This is a genomic window from Gordonia rhizosphera NBRC 16068, assembly GCF_000298195.1.
Taxonomy (GTDB): domain Bacteria; phylum Actinomycetota; class Actinomycetes; order Mycobacteriales; family Mycobacteriaceae; genus Gordonia; species Gordonia rhizosphera.
This window is the reverse complement of sequence record NZ_BAHC01000069.1, coordinates 1-17,363: the sequence shown is the minus strand read 5'-3', so window position 1 is coordinate 17,363 and position 17,363 is coordinate 1. Positions and strand designations below refer to the sequence as shown.

Annotated in this window: 16 protein-coding genes; 10 read left to right on the top strand and 6 right to left on the bottom strand. The window is 67.7% G+C overall.

All coding sequences use genetic code 11. The features are described 5' to 3' along the window. Positions 1-1,146, top strand: coding sequence for a thiolase family protein (locus GORHZ_RS07810; RefSeq protein ID WP_006331784.1), 1,146 nt, complete (start codon positions 1-3; stop codon positions 1,144-1,146). Between the two features lie 146 nt (positions 1,147-1,292). Here GORHZ_RS07810 and GORHZ_RS07805 read toward each other — a convergent pair whose 3' ends face one another. Next, positions 1,293-2,804 (bottom strand): transposase, encoded by a 1,512-nt coding sequence (locus GORHZ_RS07805; protein ID WP_157205108.1) that lies wholly within the window; start codon positions 2,802-2,804, stop codon positions 1,293-1,295. A gap of 138 nt (positions 2,805-2,942) precedes the next feature. Then, entirely contained in the window at positions 2,943-4,451 is a 1,509-nt protein-coding gene (locus GORHZ_RS07800) for a glutamate-cysteine ligase family protein (RefSeq protein ID WP_040530718.1), read from the bottom strand. Positions 4,452-4,467: 16 nt separating this feature from the next. Here GORHZ_RS07800 and GORHZ_RS07795 point away from each other — a divergent pair, with 16 nt between their 5' ends. From GORHZ_RS07795 to purM, 3 genes are all read left to right on the top strand, one after another. After that, positions 4,468-4,881: a sterol carrier family protein gene (locus GORHZ_RS07795; RefSeq protein ID WP_006331779.1), complete on the top strand. Its 414-nt coding sequence runs from the start codon at positions 4,468-4,470 to the stop codon at positions 4,879-4,881. A 166-nt stretch (positions 4,882-5,047) separates the two neighbouring features. After that, complete coding sequence (gene purF / locus GORHZ_RS07790; protein ID WP_006331777.1) at positions 5,048-6,628, top strand: amidophosphoribosyltransferase; 1,581 nt, start codon at positions 5,048-5,050, stop codon at positions 6,626-6,628. Positions 6,629-6,757: 129 nt separating this feature from the next. Beyond that, a complete protein-coding gene (gene purM / locus GORHZ_RS07785; RefSeq protein WP_006331775.1) occupies positions 6,758-7,876 on the top strand; it encodes a phosphoribosylformylglycinamidine cyclo-ligase in 1,119 nt (372 codons plus the stop codon). Between the two features lie 142 nt (positions 7,877-8,018). On the opposite strand, the gene GORHZ_RS29915 is transcribed toward purM, so the two are convergent. From GORHZ_RS29915 to GORHZ_RS07770, 4 genes are all read right to left on the bottom strand, one after another. Then, on the bottom strand, positions 8,019-8,195 hold the full coding sequence (locus GORHZ_RS29915; protein WP_006331773.1) for a DUF3073 domain-containing protein: 177 nt from the start codon (positions 8,193-8,195) through the stop codon (positions 8,019-8,021). Positions 8,196-8,352: 157 nt separating this feature from the next. Then, entirely contained in the window at positions 8,353-9,006 is a 654-nt protein-coding gene (locus tag GORHZ_RS07780) for an MOSC domain-containing protein (protein WP_006331772.1), read from the bottom strand. Next, on the bottom strand, positions 9,003-10,181 hold the full coding sequence (ygfZ, locus tag GORHZ_RS07775; protein ID WP_006331771.1) for a CAF17-like 4Fe-4S cluster assembly/insertion protein YgfZ: 1,179 nt from the start codon (positions 10,179-10,181) through the stop codon (positions 9,003-9,005). Before ygfZ ends, GORHZ_RS07780 begins: the two co-directional genes overlap by 4 nt. A 3-nt stretch (positions 10,182-10,184) precedes the next feature. Next, the gene (locus GORHZ_RS07770) at positions 10,185-10,436 is read right to left on the bottom strand and encodes a winged helix-turn-helix transcriptional regulator (RefSeq protein WP_245551371.1); all 252 of its coding nucleotides are present in this window, start codon (positions 10,434-10,436) and stop codon (positions 10,185-10,187) included. 105 nt (positions 10,437-10,541) lie between these two features. Between GORHZ_RS07770 and GORHZ_RS07765 the strand changes: the two genes are divergently transcribed. The 6 genes from GORHZ_RS07765 to GORHZ_RS07740 form a co-directional block, all read left to right on the top strand. Further along, on the top strand, positions 10,542-11,096 hold the full coding sequence (locus tag GORHZ_RS07765; RefSeq protein WP_245551370.1) for a class I SAM-dependent methyltransferase: 555 nt from the start codon (positions 10,542-10,544) through the stop codon (positions 11,094-11,096). Positions 11,097-11,182: 86 nt separating this feature from the next. Next, entirely contained in the window at positions 11,183-12,052 is an 870-nt protein-coding gene (locus GORHZ_RS07760) for an aminodeoxychorismate lyase (protein WP_006331768.1), read from the top strand. 250 nt (positions 12,053-12,302) lie between these two features. Next, the gene (locus tag GORHZ_RS07755) at positions 12,303-13,865 is read left to right on the top strand and encodes a cytochrome ubiquinol oxidase subunit I (protein WP_006331767.1); all 1,563 of its coding nucleotides are present in this window, start codon (positions 12,303-12,305) and stop codon (positions 13,863-13,865) included. An 11-nt stretch (positions 13,866-13,876) separates the two neighbouring features. Then, positions 13,877-14,962 carry a cytochrome d ubiquinol oxidase subunit II gene (gene cydB, locus GORHZ_RS07750; protein WP_006331766.1) on the top strand — a complete coding sequence of 362 codons (1,086 nt, stop codon included), beginning with the start codon at positions 13,877-13,879 and terminating at the stop codon, positions 14,960-14,962. A 52-nt stretch (positions 14,963-15,014) separates the two neighbouring features. Further along, positions 15,015-16,757 (top strand): thiol reductant ABC exporter subunit CydD, encoded by a 1,743-nt coding sequence (cydD, locus tag GORHZ_RS07745; RefSeq protein WP_006331750.1) that lies wholly within the window; start codon positions 15,015-15,017, stop codon positions 16,755-16,757. Then, a partial coding sequence (locus GORHZ_RS07740) for an ABC transporter transmembrane domain-containing protein (RefSeq protein WP_006331749.1) occupies positions 16,750-17,363 on the top strand: 614 nt, incomplete at its 3' end. The genes cydD and GORHZ_RS07740, both read left to right, overlap by 8 nt.

Sequence of the window (17,363 nt, the reverse complement as noted above, 5' to 3'; positions counted from 1 at the left end):
ATGACGAACGATGTCGCCATCATCGGTGTCGGGCTGCACCCCTTCGGACGCTTCGAGAAGACCGCCATGCAGATGGGCGCCGAGGCGATACAGCTCGCCCTGAAGGATGCCGGAATCGATTGGAAAGACATTCAATTCGGATTCGGTGGCAGCTACGAGGTCTCGAATCCGGACGCGGTCACGCGCCTCGTCGGGCTGACCGGGATCACCTTCACCAACGTGTTCAACGCCTGCGCCACCTCGGCCAGCGCCATCCAGCAGACAGCGGACACGATCCGGCTTGGCACGTACGACATCGGCATCGCCGTCGGTATGGACAAGCACCCGCGTGGCGCGTTCACCGACAATCCGGCGAAACTCGCACTCCCACAGTGGTATGCGGAGAACGGCCAGTTTCTGACAACCAAGTTCTTCGGCATGAAGGCCAACCGCTACATCCATGACCACGACATCTCGCCCGCGACCTTGGCCAAGGTGGCCGCGAAAAACTACCGCAACGGCGAGAAGAACCCGAATGCCTTCCGCCGCAAGCCCATTTCCGAGGAGGACATTCTCAACTCGCCGATGGTCAACTATCCGCTGACGCAGTTCATGTTCTGCTCGCCCGACGAGGGTGCGGCCGCGGTCATCATGTGCCGGGCGGACATCGCGCACCGGTACACCGACAAGCCGGTTTACCTGCGCGCCAGCGAGATCCGCACGCGCCGGTACGGAGCCTACGAGGTGCATGCCACCTCCGCGCCGATCGAAGAGGATGTGTCCCCGACCGTGTACGCGGCCAAGGCCGCCTACGAGCGGGCCGGTATCGGGCCGGAAGACGTCGACATCGCTCAGCTGCAGGACACCGATGCCGGAGCGGAGGTCATCCACATGGCCGAGACGGGTCTGTGCAAGGACGGCGAGCAGGAGCAGCTGCTGGCCGAGGGTGCCACCGAGATCAGCGGTTCGATCCCGGTGAACACCGACGGCGGGCTGATTGCCAACGGCGAGCCGATCGGCGCATCGGGTTTGCGGCAGATGCACGAACTGGTCCGCCAACTCCGCGGTGAGGCCGGTGATCGGCAGGTTCCGGGCAACCCGAAGGTCGGTCTCGCCCAGGTCTATGGCGCTCCCGGAACCGCCTCGGCGACCATCGTGTCGATCTGATCGCCGATCTGACAGTCGCCAGTTCTTCCCTCGGGTATGGTTTCGTCCTCCGGGAGCTGAGCCTGTTGCCGAATTGCGGCAGGCGGGGGCGGGATTTTGTGCGTGTTCGGGGAGGCGGTGTATGGCGCCGCCTCCCCGACCTGGTGTCAGGTGGTGACGGTCCCCATCGTGGTGGCGTAGCGCATGAGGTTGGTGGCTGCGGCGGCGAGTTTGAGTTCACCGTCGACTTTGGCCAGACCGCGCATCGCGAACCTGCGTAATCCGCGGAGGTCCTTGATGTGTGCGTTCATCGGTTCCACCGTCGCCCCGCGACGCTTGTAGAGTGCCTGGTTGGCGGGATCGCTGAGCTTGTCTTCCATCGCCAGAATCGCCGATCGATCTCGATACTGCTGACTGGTCTTCGATGCTGATGGGCGTGGGGTGGTGAGCTCTCGTGACTTGTGCAACGCGATCAGCCGCTCAGGGCCCGCACAGGTGAGGTTCTCGACGCTGAAATAGCCGACATCGGCCAACGCCTTGCCGATCGTGCGTGGAGCGCCTTGCGCATCCGGCGGTAACGCCGCCACGTTGGCTTGCGCCTTGGCCATCATCGGTTCGAACAAGGTGCGGTCGCTGACGGTGTTAGTGGCCTCGGCCATGACAATGAAATGGTCGTCACTGACCACCATTTGCGCGTTGTAGTCCTGACCAAACCCCTTACGCTCCTTCATGATCCTCGAATCCGGGTCCGTCAAATTGCCCCGTCGCTCGGATTCGTCGGCCAGCCGCTTCGCCAGTTCCTTCTGCCACTTCTCCAACCGTTCACGTCGTTGCCGCAGGCCGCGGTGTTTGTCGGGATGGGTCATCGGCTTACCGGGAAGTGGTTTTCCCTCGGCTCGAGCCTTCTGTTGACGCTCGTAGCTGGTGGTGACTTTGGTCTCCCACTCATCGACCGTGTCCTGGGCGCGCTTGACCGCCCGCTCGGCGGCGGCGACCTCGGGGTCCGGGCGTCGCTCCCGGTCGGCGGCGATCTGCGCCAACGCCTCACGCGCGGCCATCGCCCGCGCGGTCGGCGTCCCCATCTGCGGGCCGGTCTGATCCGAGGGACCCTCATCGACGTCCTCGAGGGTCGACTCATCAGCAGCGGCCGCCTCGGTCACCACCTGTTCGGCGATCTCCCTCAACCGAGATTCCTTGCGCGACTGGTCCAATGCGGCGTTGGCGGCGATCTTGGTGCCATCCAGAGCCACGGTGCCCACCCGCACCATGCCAGCCTGCGCGCACACCGCCAGCACCTCGCAGAACAGGCTGGTGAACGCGCCGACGAACTCGCTGCGGAACCGGGAGATCACCGTGTGATCGGGCACGTCACCACCGCACGCCACTCGAAACGTGATGTCGTAGCGGCAACGCCGTTCAATCTGCCGCGAGGACCGCTCACCCATGCAATAGGCGAACACCAACAACCCCAGCAGCATGTCCGGGTCATAGCCTCGTTGCCCAGCGACCGATTTCGCCGATGTGCGCCGCGACCGCTGCTGATGGAATGCCGAGGTATCGATCCGCTCGATCACCTCGAGCACCCACCACACCAGATGATCCTTCGGCAACCACTCCCGCATGTCCTGATCCATCAAAAACAGCTGGTCACGCTGCACCGGCCGATACGACTTCGCCACCACACCAGGATCCCAGACACAGAAAGCACAGGTCAGCAGACACGCCGCAATTCGGCAACAGGCTCAGCTCCCGGAGGACGAAACCATACCCGAGGGAAGAACTTTCGGGGGGGCTGGGGGGCTGGGGGCGGGGGCGGGTCAGGTCTCCCAGACGTGGACGGGTTCGCCTTCGTGCATGTGTGCCACGTAGTCGCGCAGCATTCCGCGCAGGGCCTGGTCGCGCGACTCACCGGCGGCCTCGCGCGCCAGCACGGCCTTGCGCTGCCACGCCGAGCCGGTCTGCCGGTTGATGCAGCGCCCCTCGATGACCGAGAGATAGCGTGACCGGGCCTTCTCGGAAACCCCGAAGGACTGCAGGCCGGCGTCGGCGAGGGGGAGGAGACGACGCAGGGTCAGCTCATCCGGTCGCACCCATCCGACATTCGGCCAGTACAGCTGCGCCTCGAGTCCGGCCCGCGCCCCAGACTGCAGGTTCTCGGCGGCCGCGTTGAACGACATCTGCGACCAGAGCGGCCAGTCGGCCTCGACCAGGCCGCGCACCACGCCGTAGTAGAACGCGGCGTTGGCCATGATGTCCACGACGGTCGGCCCGGCGGGGAGGACACGGTTCTCCACCCGCAGGTGCGCCTGTCCGTCGATCACCTCGTAGACGGGGCGGTTCCACCGGTAAATGGTGCCGTTGTGCAGACGTAGTTCGTCGAGGGTCGGAATCCGTCCGGCGTCGAGTTCGTCGATCGGGTCGATGTCGGTCGACACGGGCAACAGCGCCGGAAAGTACCGGGTGTTCTCCTCGAACAGGTCGAAGATCGTGTTGATCCACCGTTCGCCGAACCACACCCGCGGTCGCACCCCTTGATTCTTCAACTCGAGCGGTCGGGTGTCGGTCGCCTGCTCGAACACCGGGATGCGGCTCTCGTGCCACAGTGCGGCACCGGCCAGGAACGGGGAGTTGCCGGCCAGCGCGACCTGGACCCCGGCGATGGATTGGGCGGCGTTCCAGTGCGCCGCGAAATCCTCCGGCGCCACGCGCAGGTGCAGTTGCAGCGACGTACACGCCGCCTCGGGAAGAATCGAGTCGGTCGACGTGTGCAGGCGCTCGGTGCTGTGTGAGTCGCCGAGGGGGATACCACTGATGTCGATCTCGATGTCCTCGCCGCGGGCGGCGAAGATCTGCTCGTTCAGCAGATCGTAGCGGGGGTTGGATGAAATCCATTGGTGGGCAAAGTGTTCGGCACGAAGGGTGGGGAGCATTCCGATCATCACCAGGTGGTTGGCCGTCTGGGCGGCGCGTTCCTCGGCCTGGTTGAGCGAGGTGCGCAACCTCTGCTCGAGGGAGATGGTGTCGTCGCTGACGAACGGGCGCGGCGAGACGTTGATCTCGATGTTGAACTGGCCGAGTTCGGTCTGGTAGTCGGGATCGGCGATGGCGTCGAGAACGCGCGCGTTGGCCATGGCCGGGTTCATGTCCTCGTCGACCAGGTTGAGTTCGACCTCCATTCCCAGCAGCGGCTCCGGAGGTCGGCCGTGATCGGTGAACAGTCCGTCGGCCAGCATCCGGGCGATCGCCTCGGTACCCCTGCTGACCTGCCTGCGGAACCGCACCCGGTCCTCGCCGGTGAACTCGCGTTCGGACACCTCGGCTCCCATGGGTCAATGGTGCATGATGGTCGCCGTGGCAGCGCGTAAACCGACCGATCCGGCGCAGGTCCGCGACGCGGTCCTCGCCGTCGAGGCGTGGTTGCGCGACGAGACGATGCCCCAGCCGAGCCGTGCGGAGCTCGCCGCGGCGGTGCGGATGACGGCCCGCAGCCTGGAGCAGCTGGCCCCCGGAAACTCGGTCGAGGTGCGGGTCCCGCCATTCGTGGCGGTGCAGTGCATCGAGGGCCCGCGGCACACCCGGGGAACCCCGCCGAACGTGGTGGAGGCCTCGCCGCGGGAGTGGCTGCTCTTGGCCGCCGGCCTCGAGGATTTCGACGACGCGCTCGCGGCGGGGCGCCTGAATGCGTCGGGGCATCGGGCGCCGGCGATCGCCGATCTGCTGCCGATCGTCCCCGTCGGTCGCGGCTCCCGCGCGTGACGCACGGCGGTGTTGCGGCTCACAGTAGGAATAACTGTTCGCCGCTCCGCTACATGATTCGCTATCGGCGACTACCGACCGGTAAACTGCGGGTATCTCCCCAGCCCGTTGATGCGCGGTGAATCGACGTGGTGACCAGTTTCTCAGCCCCAGGGAGCGCACACGCATGACGGACTTGTCGATCGACAGCAAGAACCTGCTCGCTCCCGGGCGTGCCTGCGGGGCAGCATGTGCCCCCGACGAGCCGGAAAACGAGCCCCGCGAAGAGTGCGGTGTGTTCGGGGTCTGGGCACCCGGCGAGGATGTCGCCAAGCTCTCCTACTACGGCCTCTATGCGTTGCAGCATCGCGGTCAGGAGGCCGCGGGAATCGCCGTCGGCGACGGCTCGCAGGTCATCGTGTTCAAGGATCTGGGCCTGGTCAGCCAGGTGTTCGACGAGCAGACCCTCGGCGCGATGGTCGGCCACGTCGCCGTCGGTCACTGCCGCTACTCGACCACCGGTTCGACGACCTGGGAGAACTCGCAGCCCATCTTCCGCCACACCACGGCCGGTACCGGCGTCGCGCTCGGGCACAACGGCAATCTGGTCAACACCGCGGATCTGGCGAGCCGGGCGCGGTCGCTGGGCGTGATGAGCAGTGCCGCCACCTCCGACTCGGATGTCGTGGGTGCCTTGCTCGCCCACGGGGCCGCGGACAGCACCCTCGAGCAGGCGGCGATGGAGCTGCTGCCGACGCTGCGCGGCGCGTTCTGCCTGACCTTCATGGACGAGCACACGCTCTACGCTGCGCGGGATCCGCATGGGGTGCGTCCGCTGTGCCTGGGTCGCCTGGACCGGGGCTGGGTCGTCGCCTCGGAGACCGCGGCCCTCGACATCGTCGGCGCGTCCTTCGTGCGCGACATCGAACCGGGCGAACTGCTCGCGATCGACGCCGACGGTGTGCGCAGCTCACGGTTCGCCGAGCCGACGCCCCGCGGCTGTGTCTTCGAATACGTCTACCTCGCCCGCCCGGACAGCGTCATCCACGGGCGCTCGGTGCATTCCGCGCGCGTCGAGATCGGTCGGCGACTGGCGCGCGAACATCCTGCCGAGGGAGACCTTGTGATCCCGGTGCCGGAATCGGGGACCCCGGCCGCGGTCGGCTTCGCGCAGGAATCGGGCATTCCCTACGGTCAGGGTCTGATGAAGAACGCCTACGTGGGGCGGACCTTCATTCAGCCGTCGCAGACCATCCGTCAGCTCGGCATCCGGCTGAAGCTCAACCCACTCAAGGAAGTGATTCGCGGCAAACGCCTTGTGGTCGTGGATGATTCGATCGTCCGGGGCAATACGCAGCGCGCGCTGATCCGGATGTTGCGCGAGGCGGGCGCCGCCGAGGTGCACGTGCGAATCGCGTCGAGCCCGGTGCGGTGGCCCTGCTTCTACGGCATCGATTTCGCGTCGCCGGCCGAACTCATCGCCAACGGCATGGAATCCGAGGAGCACATGGTCGACGGCGTCCGGCAGGCGATCGGCGCCGACTCGCTCGGCTACATCAGCATCGACGAGATGATCGCCGCCACCGATCAGCCGGCCGATCACCTCTGTTCGGCGTGCTTCGACGGTGACTACCCGATCGAACTCCCGAAGGAGACCTCGATGGGCAAGGCGGTGCTCGAGCAGATGCTCGCCAACGCCGCCAACGACGGGCGTGTCGATCCGTTGACCGCGGCGAACGACAACGTCAGCGCCGTGATGCGGCCCTGACCTGGTTGCGACGCCCGCGACGGTGGACATGTCGATCCGCCCTCGGTGAGGTCGGGTAGCGTGTGTGCCGTCGGGTGACCGAGGGCCGCCCCGACGTCAGAATCGGCTTCGACAAGGGGTGCTCGCCTGATGACCGACCGGGATCCGGCTGCGGACAGTACGACCGACGTTCCACACAGTGCCGACGGTGCGTCGTATGCCGCGGCGGGTGTCGACATCGATGCCGGTGAACGCGCGGTCGAACTCTTTGCACCGCACGCCAAGCGGGCGTCACGCCCCGAGGTCATGGGTTCTCTGGGTGGTTTCTCCGGTCTGTTCGCGCTGAAGGGCAACTACCGGGAACCGGTGCTCGCCGCGGCCAGCGACGGTGTCGGGACCAAACTGGCCATCGCGCAGGCGATCGGCAAACACGACACCGTGGGGCGTGATCTGGTCGCGATGTGCGTCGACGACCTCGTCGTGTGCGGGGCCGAACCACTGTTCCTGCAGGACTACATCGCGATCGGGAAGGTGGTGCCGGAGACGGTCGCCCAGATCGTCGCCGGGATCGCCGATGGCTGCGTCGAGGCCGGATGCGCGCTGCTCGGTGGCGAGACCGCCGAACATCCCGGACTGATGGGTGAGGACCATTACGACCTGTCGGCCACCGCGGTGGGGGTCGTCGAGGCCGATCAGGTGCTGTCGCCGGAGAAGGTACGTCCCGGAGACGTGGTGATCGCCATGGGGTCCTCGGGACTGCACTCCAACGGTTACTCACTCGCGCGCAAGGTGCTCCTCGAGTGGGGGCATATGGACCTGAACGGATACGTCGAGGAGTTCGGCCGAACCCTCGGCGAGGAACTGCTCGAACCCACCCGGATCTACGCCCGCGACTGCCTCGCCCTGGCCGCGGAGACCGAGGTGCGGACCTTCGCCCACGTCACCGGCGGAGGCCTGGTCGAGAACCTGGCACGCGTGGTCCCCGCCGGTCTGGTGGCCGAACTCGAACGGGAGACGTGGACGCCCGCCCCGGTATTCGCGATGATCGCCCATCGCGGACGCGTGGCACGCGAAGAGATGGAACGGACCTTCAACATGGGTGTCGGGATGGTGGCCGTGGTCGCACCAGAGGACACCGAGCGCGCACAAGCCGTGCTGACGGCCCGGCACGTCGACAACTGGGTGATCGGTGCGATCAAGCGGTCGGCGGAGCCCAAGAACGCCGAGGCTCCGCGGGCCGTCCTCGCCGGTGAGCATCCCCGCTTCTGAACCGCGATCCTCCGACAGCAACCGCACCGGAATGGCGGGCAGGCGCGACGACAACGCGCATGCCCGCCATTTCCGTGTGGGTCACACTGCTGTACACCACCATTGGTGTACGGAGAGTTGAGGGTTCGACGTGGAGTGAGCGTCAGGCTCGACGCCACTCGTCCTCGTCGGTCCACTCGTCCACCGAGTTCTGGTGGTCCACCGACTCGTCTTGCCCGGACAATTCCCGCTGCAAGCTCTCGAAATCGGTGTGGGGAGTGGAGTACTTCAGCTGACGAGCAACCTTCGTCTGCTTTGCTTTCGCCCGGCCGCGGCCCATATGGGACCCCCTCGCACAATGACGGGGCGGCCAAACACTTGGCGGCCCCGTTCTCTAGGTAGTGAATCTGTCGTGGGGACCAGTTTAGCGCGCTCCTCGCGATAATGCGGATTGCCCTACCGCGAAGAGCCGGAGATTTGTGCCGAACGGGCGAAGTTCAGCGGCGCGCGAGCTTGCGGGAGGCGTCGCGACGAACCTTCGGCGGAAGATGATCACCCGCGAGCAGCGCGGTGAGCGCGTCCACCGGAGCCTCGGTGCCGGCGACCAAGTGCCGGACGGTCACGCCGTGGTCGGGTCGGTGGAGCACGGTCACCCGATCGCCGGCACCGACGGTGCCAGGGGACAGAACCCGCAGGTAGGCGCCGGTATCGGCACGATCCAGGAACCGTTTCACCCACTTCGGCTCGCCGCTCCACGCAGCGAAGGTGCGGCACGGGATGCGCGGGATCGTGGTCTCGACCACGAGCCCGTCGTCGCCGATCGCCCAGCGCTCACCAACCGCCGCGTCGGTGACCGGCATCCCGTCGATGCGGAGGTTCTCGCCGAACCAGCCGTAAGGCAGCTCACGCCCGAGTTCGTCGGCCCAGCGTTGGGCCTCGTGTTCGCCGTAGGCGTAGACGGCCTGCTCGGTGCCACCGTGGTGTTTGGCGTCGCAGACGTGGTCGCTGACCAGACCGAGCTCACCGACCGCCACCCGATCGGTGTGGGGGCGCTTGTCGATGGCGCTGGTCCCGACACCGTCGAGGACGACGTTCTCGTTCGCCGCGCAGACCGCCAGCACGACGCCGGTCGTGGCCTGGTCTGCCGTCACGGGCTCGGCACCTCGCCGTGGCGGAGCCGGTCGACGGCCGCCCGCCCGGCCTGGACGTGGTCGTCGCCCCGGATGGAGTCGCGGTCGATCCTCGCCCCGGTGGGGTGCGCACCGTCGACGACGAGGTCGACGTCGGGGCCGACATTCCGTTTGACCAGACCCAGCGCGATCGGCCCGAGCTCGAAGTGGTCGACGACGGTGCCCACCCGGCCGACGGTGCGGCCCCCGGCGGTCACCGGGTCGCCGGGGGTGGGGCGCTCCTCGGAGCTGCCGTCGAGGTGCAGCAGCACGAGCCGACGCGGCGCCTTGCCGAGGTTGTGCACACGGGCGACGGTCTCCTGACCGCGGTAGCAGCCCTTGTCGAGGTGAACGGCGCCGAGCTCGTCGGGACCGCCGATCCAGTTCACCTCGTGCGGGATGGTGCGGTCGTCGGTGTCGACGCCGAGGCGCGGACGCAGCGCGGCCACCCGCAGCGCGTCGAACGCCCAGGTGCCGGCCATCCGGGCGCCGGCCTCGGTCAGCTGGGTCCACCAGGTGTCGAGCGTGCACTCGGGGATGACGATGTCGACCACCGGTGTTCGGCCGCCCTCGCCGATCGGCGGCATCACCCGCCAGAAGCCCAGCGGCTCCTCCTCGTGGTGCAGCTCGGGCAGGTCGCCGGCGGCGTAGACCGGCGCGTCCTCGGGCATTTCCAACAGTTCGGCGATCCGGCCGCGGACCACGTCGGGTCCGACCAGGGTCAGCACCTTCATGTCGGGTCGGGCGCCGGGCTCGACCTTGGCCCAGAAGACCATCTTGGTGAGGAAGTCCAGCAGTGGGGCGCCTCGGGCGCCCTCGCAGTCGATCCAGGTCAGGCCATCGATGTCGGTCAGCACGAAGTGCTCCTCGACGCGTCCGTTGACGTCGAGGGAGAGGTTCTCAGCGCTGGTGCGGTCGGGCAGATCGCTGACGTGCTGGCTGGAGATGGTGTGTAGCCAGGTCAGCCGTTCGGGGCCGGGGAGCTCGATGACCGCGCGATCGGATCGGTCCACGATGGCCGCCGAGCGCACCGCGGCGCGCTGTTCGCCGAATGGGTCGCCATAGTGCCAGGCGACGCCGGGAGGGGTCTGGTCGTCGGTCGGGGCGGGGACCGCACCGTGGCTGGAATACCTGGTCAGGATCGGTGAGGCGGTCACAGGTCAGATTCTACGCAGGCTCGCACCCACGCCTCGGGGTGTGAGTTCCGCGGTGCCCGATCCGCCGCTCCACTCCGCGAGCGCATCGATGACCGGACGCAAGGCCTGCCCCTTCGGGGTGAGGTCGTATTCCACACGGGGCGGGATCTCGGCGTACATCGTCCTGGTGACGACCCCGCGGCCCTCGAGCTGCCGCAGACGATCGGTCAGCGTCTTGGGACTGATCCTCCGCAGAAACCCTAGCCTCGTAAGCATGACAACGCTTCGCATCACTCTCTGGGTCATCGGCGGCTTCCAGTTCGTGCTGCAGCCTCCGGCACCTGTGTGGGTATCGCTGGCCACGTCGGGTTCGGCATCCTGATGCGACGCACGTACCGGGCGCTGTACCGGATCGGATTCACCCCCTGGGACTCCGACGCGATTCCCGCTCCGGTTCGCGAGGTCGCGGAGCGGTCGACCCCGGGGATCGGCGTCGACCTGGGCTGCGGTACCGGCGGCCAGGCCCTGTTCCTGGCCTCCCGCGGTTGGCAGATGACGGCGGTCGACTATGTCGAGGCGGCCATCGAGCGTGCCCGCGAACGCGACCACGCGAACAGCGTTCGCTGGGTGACGGCCGACGTGACCGACCCGGCCGCGGTCGATCCCGACGGGGAACTCGGGCATTCGGTCACGCTGATCCTCGACAACGGCTGCTTGCATGGAATACCCGCGCAGGCGCGTCGCGGCTGGGCGAGCACGGTCGAGAGGCTGGCGGCACCCGGCTGTGTCCTCCTGGTTCGGGCCGTGTCGCCCGGAGGCCCCCTCCGCGTCGGGCCGGCCGGTATCGATGAGCCCGAACTCGACGGGTTGATCGGCTCCGGCTGGCGCCGTCGCTCGTCGGGCGCCGCGGGGTGGCACCGGTTCGAACATGCCTGATGGGCGCTCGGTTCCGCGAGGCGCGGTGATCGGATCGGACACACCTGGCCGGAGCGTGACAGGGGTGTCGTGGCCGTGGCAACCTCATGCACATGGCGACGATCCTGGTGTCCCTCGACGGAACGGTGCACGATCCCGACCAGCCGTTCCTCTATGCCGACGACCTTGCCGCGCTGCGCGGGGACGGGATCTTCGAGACCCTCCTGGTGCGGTCGGGGCAAGCGCGTCGGGTGGACGCGCATCTGGACCGCATGGACCGCAGCGCGGCCATGATGGACCTGCCGCGCCCGGACCGCGACGCGTGGCAGGAGGCCATCGCGATCGCGCAGCGGCAGTGGTCTGAGCTGGCCGGGGAGGCCGAGGCGTGGATGCGGCTGATCCTGTCGCGCGGTCGGGAGAGTGACCTCGATGCCGGTCCGACCGGGTACGTCATGGTCGGTGCGGTGGCCGACCGGGTGGCGAAGGCGCGCGCCGAGGGGATCTCGGTGGTGACGCTGGACCGCGGGTACTCGACCGAGCTGGCCGGGCACGCACCGTGGCAACTGCTGGGGGCCAAGACGCTCAGCTACGCCACCAACATGGCCGCGCTGCGGTATGCGGCAGACCAGGGCTACGACGACGTCATCTACCTCAGTGCCGAGGGCGCTGTCCTCGAGGGACCCCGGTCGACGGTCATCACGGTCACGGGGACGACGATGGTCACCCCGCCTGCGGAGATCGGCATCCTGCCGGGCACCACGCACGGCGCGATCTACGAACTCGCGGTGAAAGAGGGCTGGACCACGCGCGCTCAGGCCCTCACCCGTGCCGACCTGATCGCGGCCGATTCGGTGTGGCTGGTCAGCAGTGTGGCGCTGGCCGCTCGGGTGAGGTCGATCAACGGCTTCGCGTTGCCTCCGTCACCGAACGACACCGAATTCGCTGATCTGGTGGACCGCGCGATTTGTGGTGATTGAGAATGTGTGCGACGTCGGTGTCGCGGATGATGAAGATTCCGTGACCGCGCCGACGAGGTCCAGCCCACAATTTCATCCGATTGCGAGGTGCGACGGCAGGACCTCTGTCGCTTGAACCGAGTGATAACCGCAGCGTAGCGTGAGGTCCAATCGCTACTACTTCCGGTAGTAGAGATGTTTTGCAGAGAAGGTCCCCGAACCGGTCCGACCCGTGTATCGAGCCCGATACACCGACTCTGATTGAGGCCACATGGACGCCCTTGATGTCTCCCGATGGCAATTCGGGATCACGACGGTCTACCACTTCATCCTGGTCCCGCTGACGATCGGGCTCGCCCCGATGATCGCGGTGATGCAAACCGTCTGGCATGTCACCGGCAACGAACAGTGGCTGCGGGCCACCAAGTTCTTCGGGAAGCTCTTCCTGATCAACTTCGCGCTCGGCGTCGCGACCGGCATCGTGCAGGAGTTCCAGTTCGGCATGAACTGGAGCGAGTACTCCCGGTTCGTCGCGGACGTCTTCGGGGCGCCACTGGCGTTCGAGGCCCTGGTGGCGTTCTTCCTCGAATCGACGTTCATCGGGCTGTGGATCTTCGGGTGGGACCGGCTGCCCAAACGCATCCATCTGGCCTCGGTCTGGCTGGTCGCGATCGGCGTCAACGCCTCGGCCTACTTCATCATCGCCGCCAACTCGTGGATGCAGCATCCGGTCGGCGTGGAATGGGACGACACCCGAAACCGCCCCGCGATGACCGACTTCTGGGCGGTACTCACCAACAACACCACCTTGGCGGCGTTCCCACACGTCATCGCCGGTGCGTTCCTCACCGCCAGTACCTTCGTCGCGGCCATCGGCTGCTGGTGGATGGCGCGCAACATGTGGCGCGCGAAGAAGCTGACCGAGGCCGCCGAGACCGGCGATACCTCCGAGGTGCCCGAGAGCACCGCGCCGAGCCATCTCGACGCGACGCCCGAGAAACTCGAGAACGATGCCCGCACGATGTGGCGGCCGGTGACGCGCTTCGCCCTCTGGGTCGTGATGATCTCCGGTGTCGCCCTGTTCATCACCGGTGACATCCAGGGCGAGATCATGTTCGAGCAGCAGCCGATGAAGATGGCGTCGGCGGAATCGTTGTGCGAGACCGAGACCAGCGCCCCCTTCTCGGTGCTGAGTATCGGGCGGCAGAACAACTGCGACAACATCAACAACATCATCGAGATCCCCGGCATGCTGTCGTTCCTGTCCAACCGTGATTTCAACTCGACGGTCCAGGGCGTCAACGAGCTGCAGGCCCAGTACCAGGCGGCGTTCGACATGCCGGGCCAGAACTTCGCCCCCAACCTGTTCGTCACCTACTGGGCCTTCCGCGCGATGATCACCTGGGCGCTCGGGTCGGTGGTCGTGGCCCTCGGCGGGCTGTGGTTGACCCGCAACAAGCGCGTCGTCGAGTCCCGCAGGTTCGGGCTCATCGCGCTGTGGATGATGCCGACCCCGTTCCTGGCCAACGCCTCGGGCTGGATCTTCACCGAGATGGGCCGGCAGCCCTGGGTCGTCGCGCCGAACTGGGCCGACGATCTCGACCCGCTGCGGATCAGCATGTTCGTCCAGGACGGTGTCTCCAACCACGTCGCCGCGACGGTGTGGACCTCGCTGATCGTGTTCACGGTGCTCTACGGCGCGCTGGGTGTGGTGTGGTTCCTGCTGCAGCGCCGCTACATCATCGAGGGTCCGAGTGCCTCCGACTCCCGCCCGCCGGGCGAGGGCGATGACACCGACACCGATGAACCCCGTCAGCTTTCGTTCGCGTACTGAGGAGTTGGACAATGGGTCTGCCTGAATTCTGGTTCCTGCTCATCGCCGTCCTGTTCGTCTGCTACTTCGTGCTCGAAGGGTTCGACTTCGGCGTCGGAATGCTGATGCCGTTCCTCGGCGCGAGCCACTCCGATGTCGCCGTCGCCGGACAGCAGACGGCCACCGACGCCGGGACGAACGACGCGCGCCGGCGGGTGGTGCTGAACACCATCGGACCGGTGTGGGATGGCAACGAGGTCTGGGTGCTGACCGCGGGCGGTGCGACGTTCGCCGCGTTCGGTGGCTGGTACGCCACCATGTTCACCGCGTTCTACCTGCCGCTGCTGCTGATCCTGGTCGGCCTGATCACCCGCGTGGTCGCGATCGAGTGGCGCGGCAAGATCGACAACCCGCGCTGGCGTATGTGGTGCGACGTGGGCATCGGCCTGGGATCGTGGATCCCGGCCATCCTGTGGGGTGTCGCCTTCGCCAACGTGATCCGCGGTCTGCCCATCGACGCCGACGCCCAGTACACCGGCGGCTTCTTCAACCTCCTCAACCCGTTCGGACTGCTCGGCGGGCTGACCACTCTGCTGGTGTTCCTGACGCACGGCGCGGTGTTCCTGGCGCTCAAGACCGACGGGGTGATGCGTGAGGACGCGATGAAGTACGCCTCGCGCCTGTCGATCCCGGCCGCCGTCGTGGCGGCGGTGTTCCTGCTGTGGACCCAGTTCGCCTATGGCAACGGCTGGACCTGGATTCCGGTGCTCATCGCGGCGGTCGCCGCGGTGGTGATGGTCCTGGCCACCCAGATGAAACGGGAGGGCATCGCGTTCGCCGCGACCTCCATCGCGATCGCCGCGACGGTCTCCTCCCTGTTCGCCGTGCTGTACCCGAACGTGCTCCCGTCCACGACCGACGAGGCCTTCAACCTCACCATCGACAACACGTCGTCGAGCCACTACACGCTGACGGTGATGACCTGGGTCGCGCTCATCGTCGCACCGGTGGTGATCGGCTACCAGGCGTGGAGCTACTGGGTGTTCAGCAAGCGCATCCGGGTCGAACACATCCCGGCGTCGGTGGGTCTGTCGTCATTGCGTGCGCCGAGCAAGTGACTTCCGCCCAGCGCCCAGCCCGAATGACGCCAGCCCGAATGACCCCTGCTCGATGACGACCGCCTCGACGCCGACGGCCCCCGGTGCCGACCGGGCCGCGGGCCGTCGACGGCTCTCCCGGGCCCGCAACGGACCGGTCGATCCGCGGCTCCTGCGCTACTCGGCGGCCGGGCGGATCTATGTGATCGTCACCGCCGCGTTCGCCTCTGCGACGGCCGCGACGGTCATCGTCACCGCCGCGATGGTGGCGTCGATCCTCTCCGACCTCATCGTGGACCCCGCACAACGCTCCCTCGCGGCGCAGCAGGCCCACCTGTGGGTGCTCGCAGCGGCGGTCACCGCCCGGGTGGTGCTGACCTTCGCCCACGACCGTTACGCCCAGCGTGCGTCGGCGCGGGTCATCGCCCAACTGCGCGCCCGCGCCACCGATGTCCTGACCGACCCGGCCCGCACCCCGCCGCGCGAACTGCTGCAACGTCGTGAGCACGCCGGGACGGTCCTGCTGCGGGGCCTCGACAGTCTCGGTCCCTACCTGTCGGGATATCTGCCGGCCCTGATCGTCGCGCTCACGGTCACCCCCGCGGTGGTCATCGTGATCGCGGCGACCGACTGGCCCTCGGCGGTGGTCATCCTGATCACGATGCCGCTCATCCCGCTGTTCATGGTGCTCATCGGGCTGATGACGCGCGACCGGACCGCGCGCAAGCTGCAGACGATGAGCAGGCTGAATGCGCAGCTGCTCGACCTCATCGCGGGACTGCCGACGCTGCGCGCGCTCAACCGGTCCCGGGCGCCGGCCGCGCGGGTCGCCGAACTCGGGCACGCCCACCATCGCAGCACGATGTCGGCGCTGCGCGTCGCGTTCCTGTCCGGCGCGGTCCTCGAACTGCTGGCGACCCTGTGTGTCGCCGTGGTGGCGGTGGGTATCGGTTTACGTCTGGTCTACGGCGAGATGAGTCTGTACGCCGGTGTGCTGGCACTCATCCTCGCGCCGGAGGCCTACCTGCCGCTGCGTCAGGTGGGGGCGCAGTTCCACACCGCCGCCGACGGAGTCCAGGCCGCGGGGGAGGCCATCGACCTGATCGATGCGGCCGGTGCCGGTGCCCCGCACCAGGTGGGTTCGCGGACGTGTGCGGTCGCCGGAGCGCCGATCGTCCTGCTCGACGTGGGCGTTCACGGCCGGGACGGATGGGCACCGTATCGGCTGTCGGCGAGCATTGCGGCCGGTTCGCTGACCGTGATCACCGGACCCAACGGCGCCGGCAAGTCGACGACGCTGGCCGCCATCATGGGCTTGATCCGGCCCGACGAGGGGTCGGTGCTGATCGGTTCGACGCCAGTGGCCGAACTCGACCCGGACGCCTTCCACGAACAGATCGCCTGGCTGCCCCAGCAGCCGGTGGTTGTGCCGGGCACGGTCACCGAGAACCTGGCGCTGTTCGGCGAGCTCGAGCCGACCGCCCTCCGGACTGCTTCGGCGGCAACGGGATTCGACGAGGTGCTGGCCGATCTGCCGCACGGCACCCACACCGTGCTGGGAGCGGGCGGGGTGGGCCTGTCCGCCGGGCAGCGGCAGCGCCTGGCGCTGACGAGGGTGCTCGCCGCGCCGTCGCCGCTGGTGCTGCTCGACGAACCGACCGCCCATCTCGACGACCGCTCGGCCGCCGCCGTACTGGCCGTGCTCGCCCGCCGCGCCGCTGCCGGGGACACCGTGGTGGTCGTCGCCCACCACCCGATCGCGCGGTCGTTCGCCGACCTGGTCATCGACCTCGAGGAAGGACGGGGCCATGGCTGACCCGTTGCGGCGGGCCTTCGGTCTGCTCGGTCTGCGGCCTCGCCCGATCGCGACCGCCGCGCTGCTCGGAGTCGGCGGGGCGCTGTCGGCGCTGGGACTGGCCGCCCTGTCGGCCTGGTTGATCACCCGGGCCTGGCAGATGCCACCGGTGCTCTACCTGTCGGTGGCGATCACCGCGGTGCGGGCGCTGGGCATCTCGCGCGGGGTGTTCCGGTATCTGGAGCGGTTGGCCACCCACGATCTCGCACTCGGCGCGATGGCGACCGCGCGGGAACGGATCTACCAGGCGCTGGCGGCCGGCTCGCCGGCCTACTCGGTGACGTTGCGGCGCGGCGACCTGCTCGCCCGCACCGGCGACGACATCGACGAGATCGGCAACGCCCTCATCCGTGGGGTCATCCCCATCGCCGTCGGCGCGGTGACCGGCGTGGCCGCCGTGGTGATCATGGCCTTCGTGTCCTGGTGGGCGGCGGTGGTACTGGCCGTCGCGCTGATCGTGAGCGGTGTCGTCGCGCCGTGGCTGGCGGCGCGGGGTTCGGCCCGCACCATCGCCGACGGTGCGCAGGCCGCCACGCGGGCATCCGAGGCCACCCTGGCGGCGTTGTG

Excerpts from the sequence above, each read along its gene's own strand:
- GORHZ_RS29915 (WP_006331773.1), bottom strand. The coding sequence starts at position 8,195 with ATGGGCCGCGGCCGGGCGAAAGCAAAGCAGACGAAGGTTGCTCGTCAG.
- purM (WP_006331775.1), top strand. The coding sequence starts at position 6,758 with ATGACCGACCGGGATCCGGCTGCGGACAGTACGACCGACGTTCCACAC.
- cydD (WP_006331750.1), top strand. The coding sequence starts at position 15,015 with ATGACGACCGCCTCGACGCCGACGGCCCCCGGTGCCGACCGGGCCGCG.
- cydB (WP_006331766.1), top strand. The coding sequence starts at position 13,877 with ATGGGTCTGCCTGAATTCTGGTTCCTGCTCATCGCCGTCCTGTTCGTC.
- GORHZ_RS07800 (WP_040530718.1), bottom strand. The coding sequence starts at position 4,451 with ATGGGAGCCGAGGTGTCCGAACGCGAGTTCACCGGCGAGGACCGGGTG.
- GORHZ_RS07760 (WP_006331768.1), top strand. The coding sequence starts at position 11,183 with ATGCACATGGCGACGATCCTGGTGTCCCTCGACGGAACGGTGCACGAT.
- purF (WP_006331777.1), top strand. The coding sequence starts at position 5,048 with ATGACGGACTTGTCGATCGACAGCAAGAACCTGCTCGCTCCCGGGCGT.
- GORHZ_RS07765 (WP_245551370.1), top strand. The coding sequence starts at position 10,542 with ATGCGACGCACGTACCGGGCGCTGTACCGGATCGGATTCACCCCCTGG.
- GORHZ_RS07770 (WP_245551371.1), bottom strand. The coding sequence starts at position 10,436 with ATGCTTACGAGGCTAGGGTTTCTGCGGAGGATCAGTCCCAAGACGCTG.
- GORHZ_RS07795 (WP_006331779.1), top strand. The coding sequence starts at position 4,468 with ATGGTCGCCGTGGCAGCGCGTAAACCGACCGATCCGGCGCAGGTCCGC.
- GORHZ_RS07810 (WP_006331784.1), top strand. The coding sequence starts at position 1 with ATGACGAACGATGTCGCCATCATCGGTGTCGGGCTGCACCCCTTCGGA.
- GORHZ_RS07755 (WP_006331767.1), top strand. The coding sequence starts at position 12,303 with ATGGACGCCCTTGATGTCTCCCGATGGCAATTCGGGATCACGACGGTC.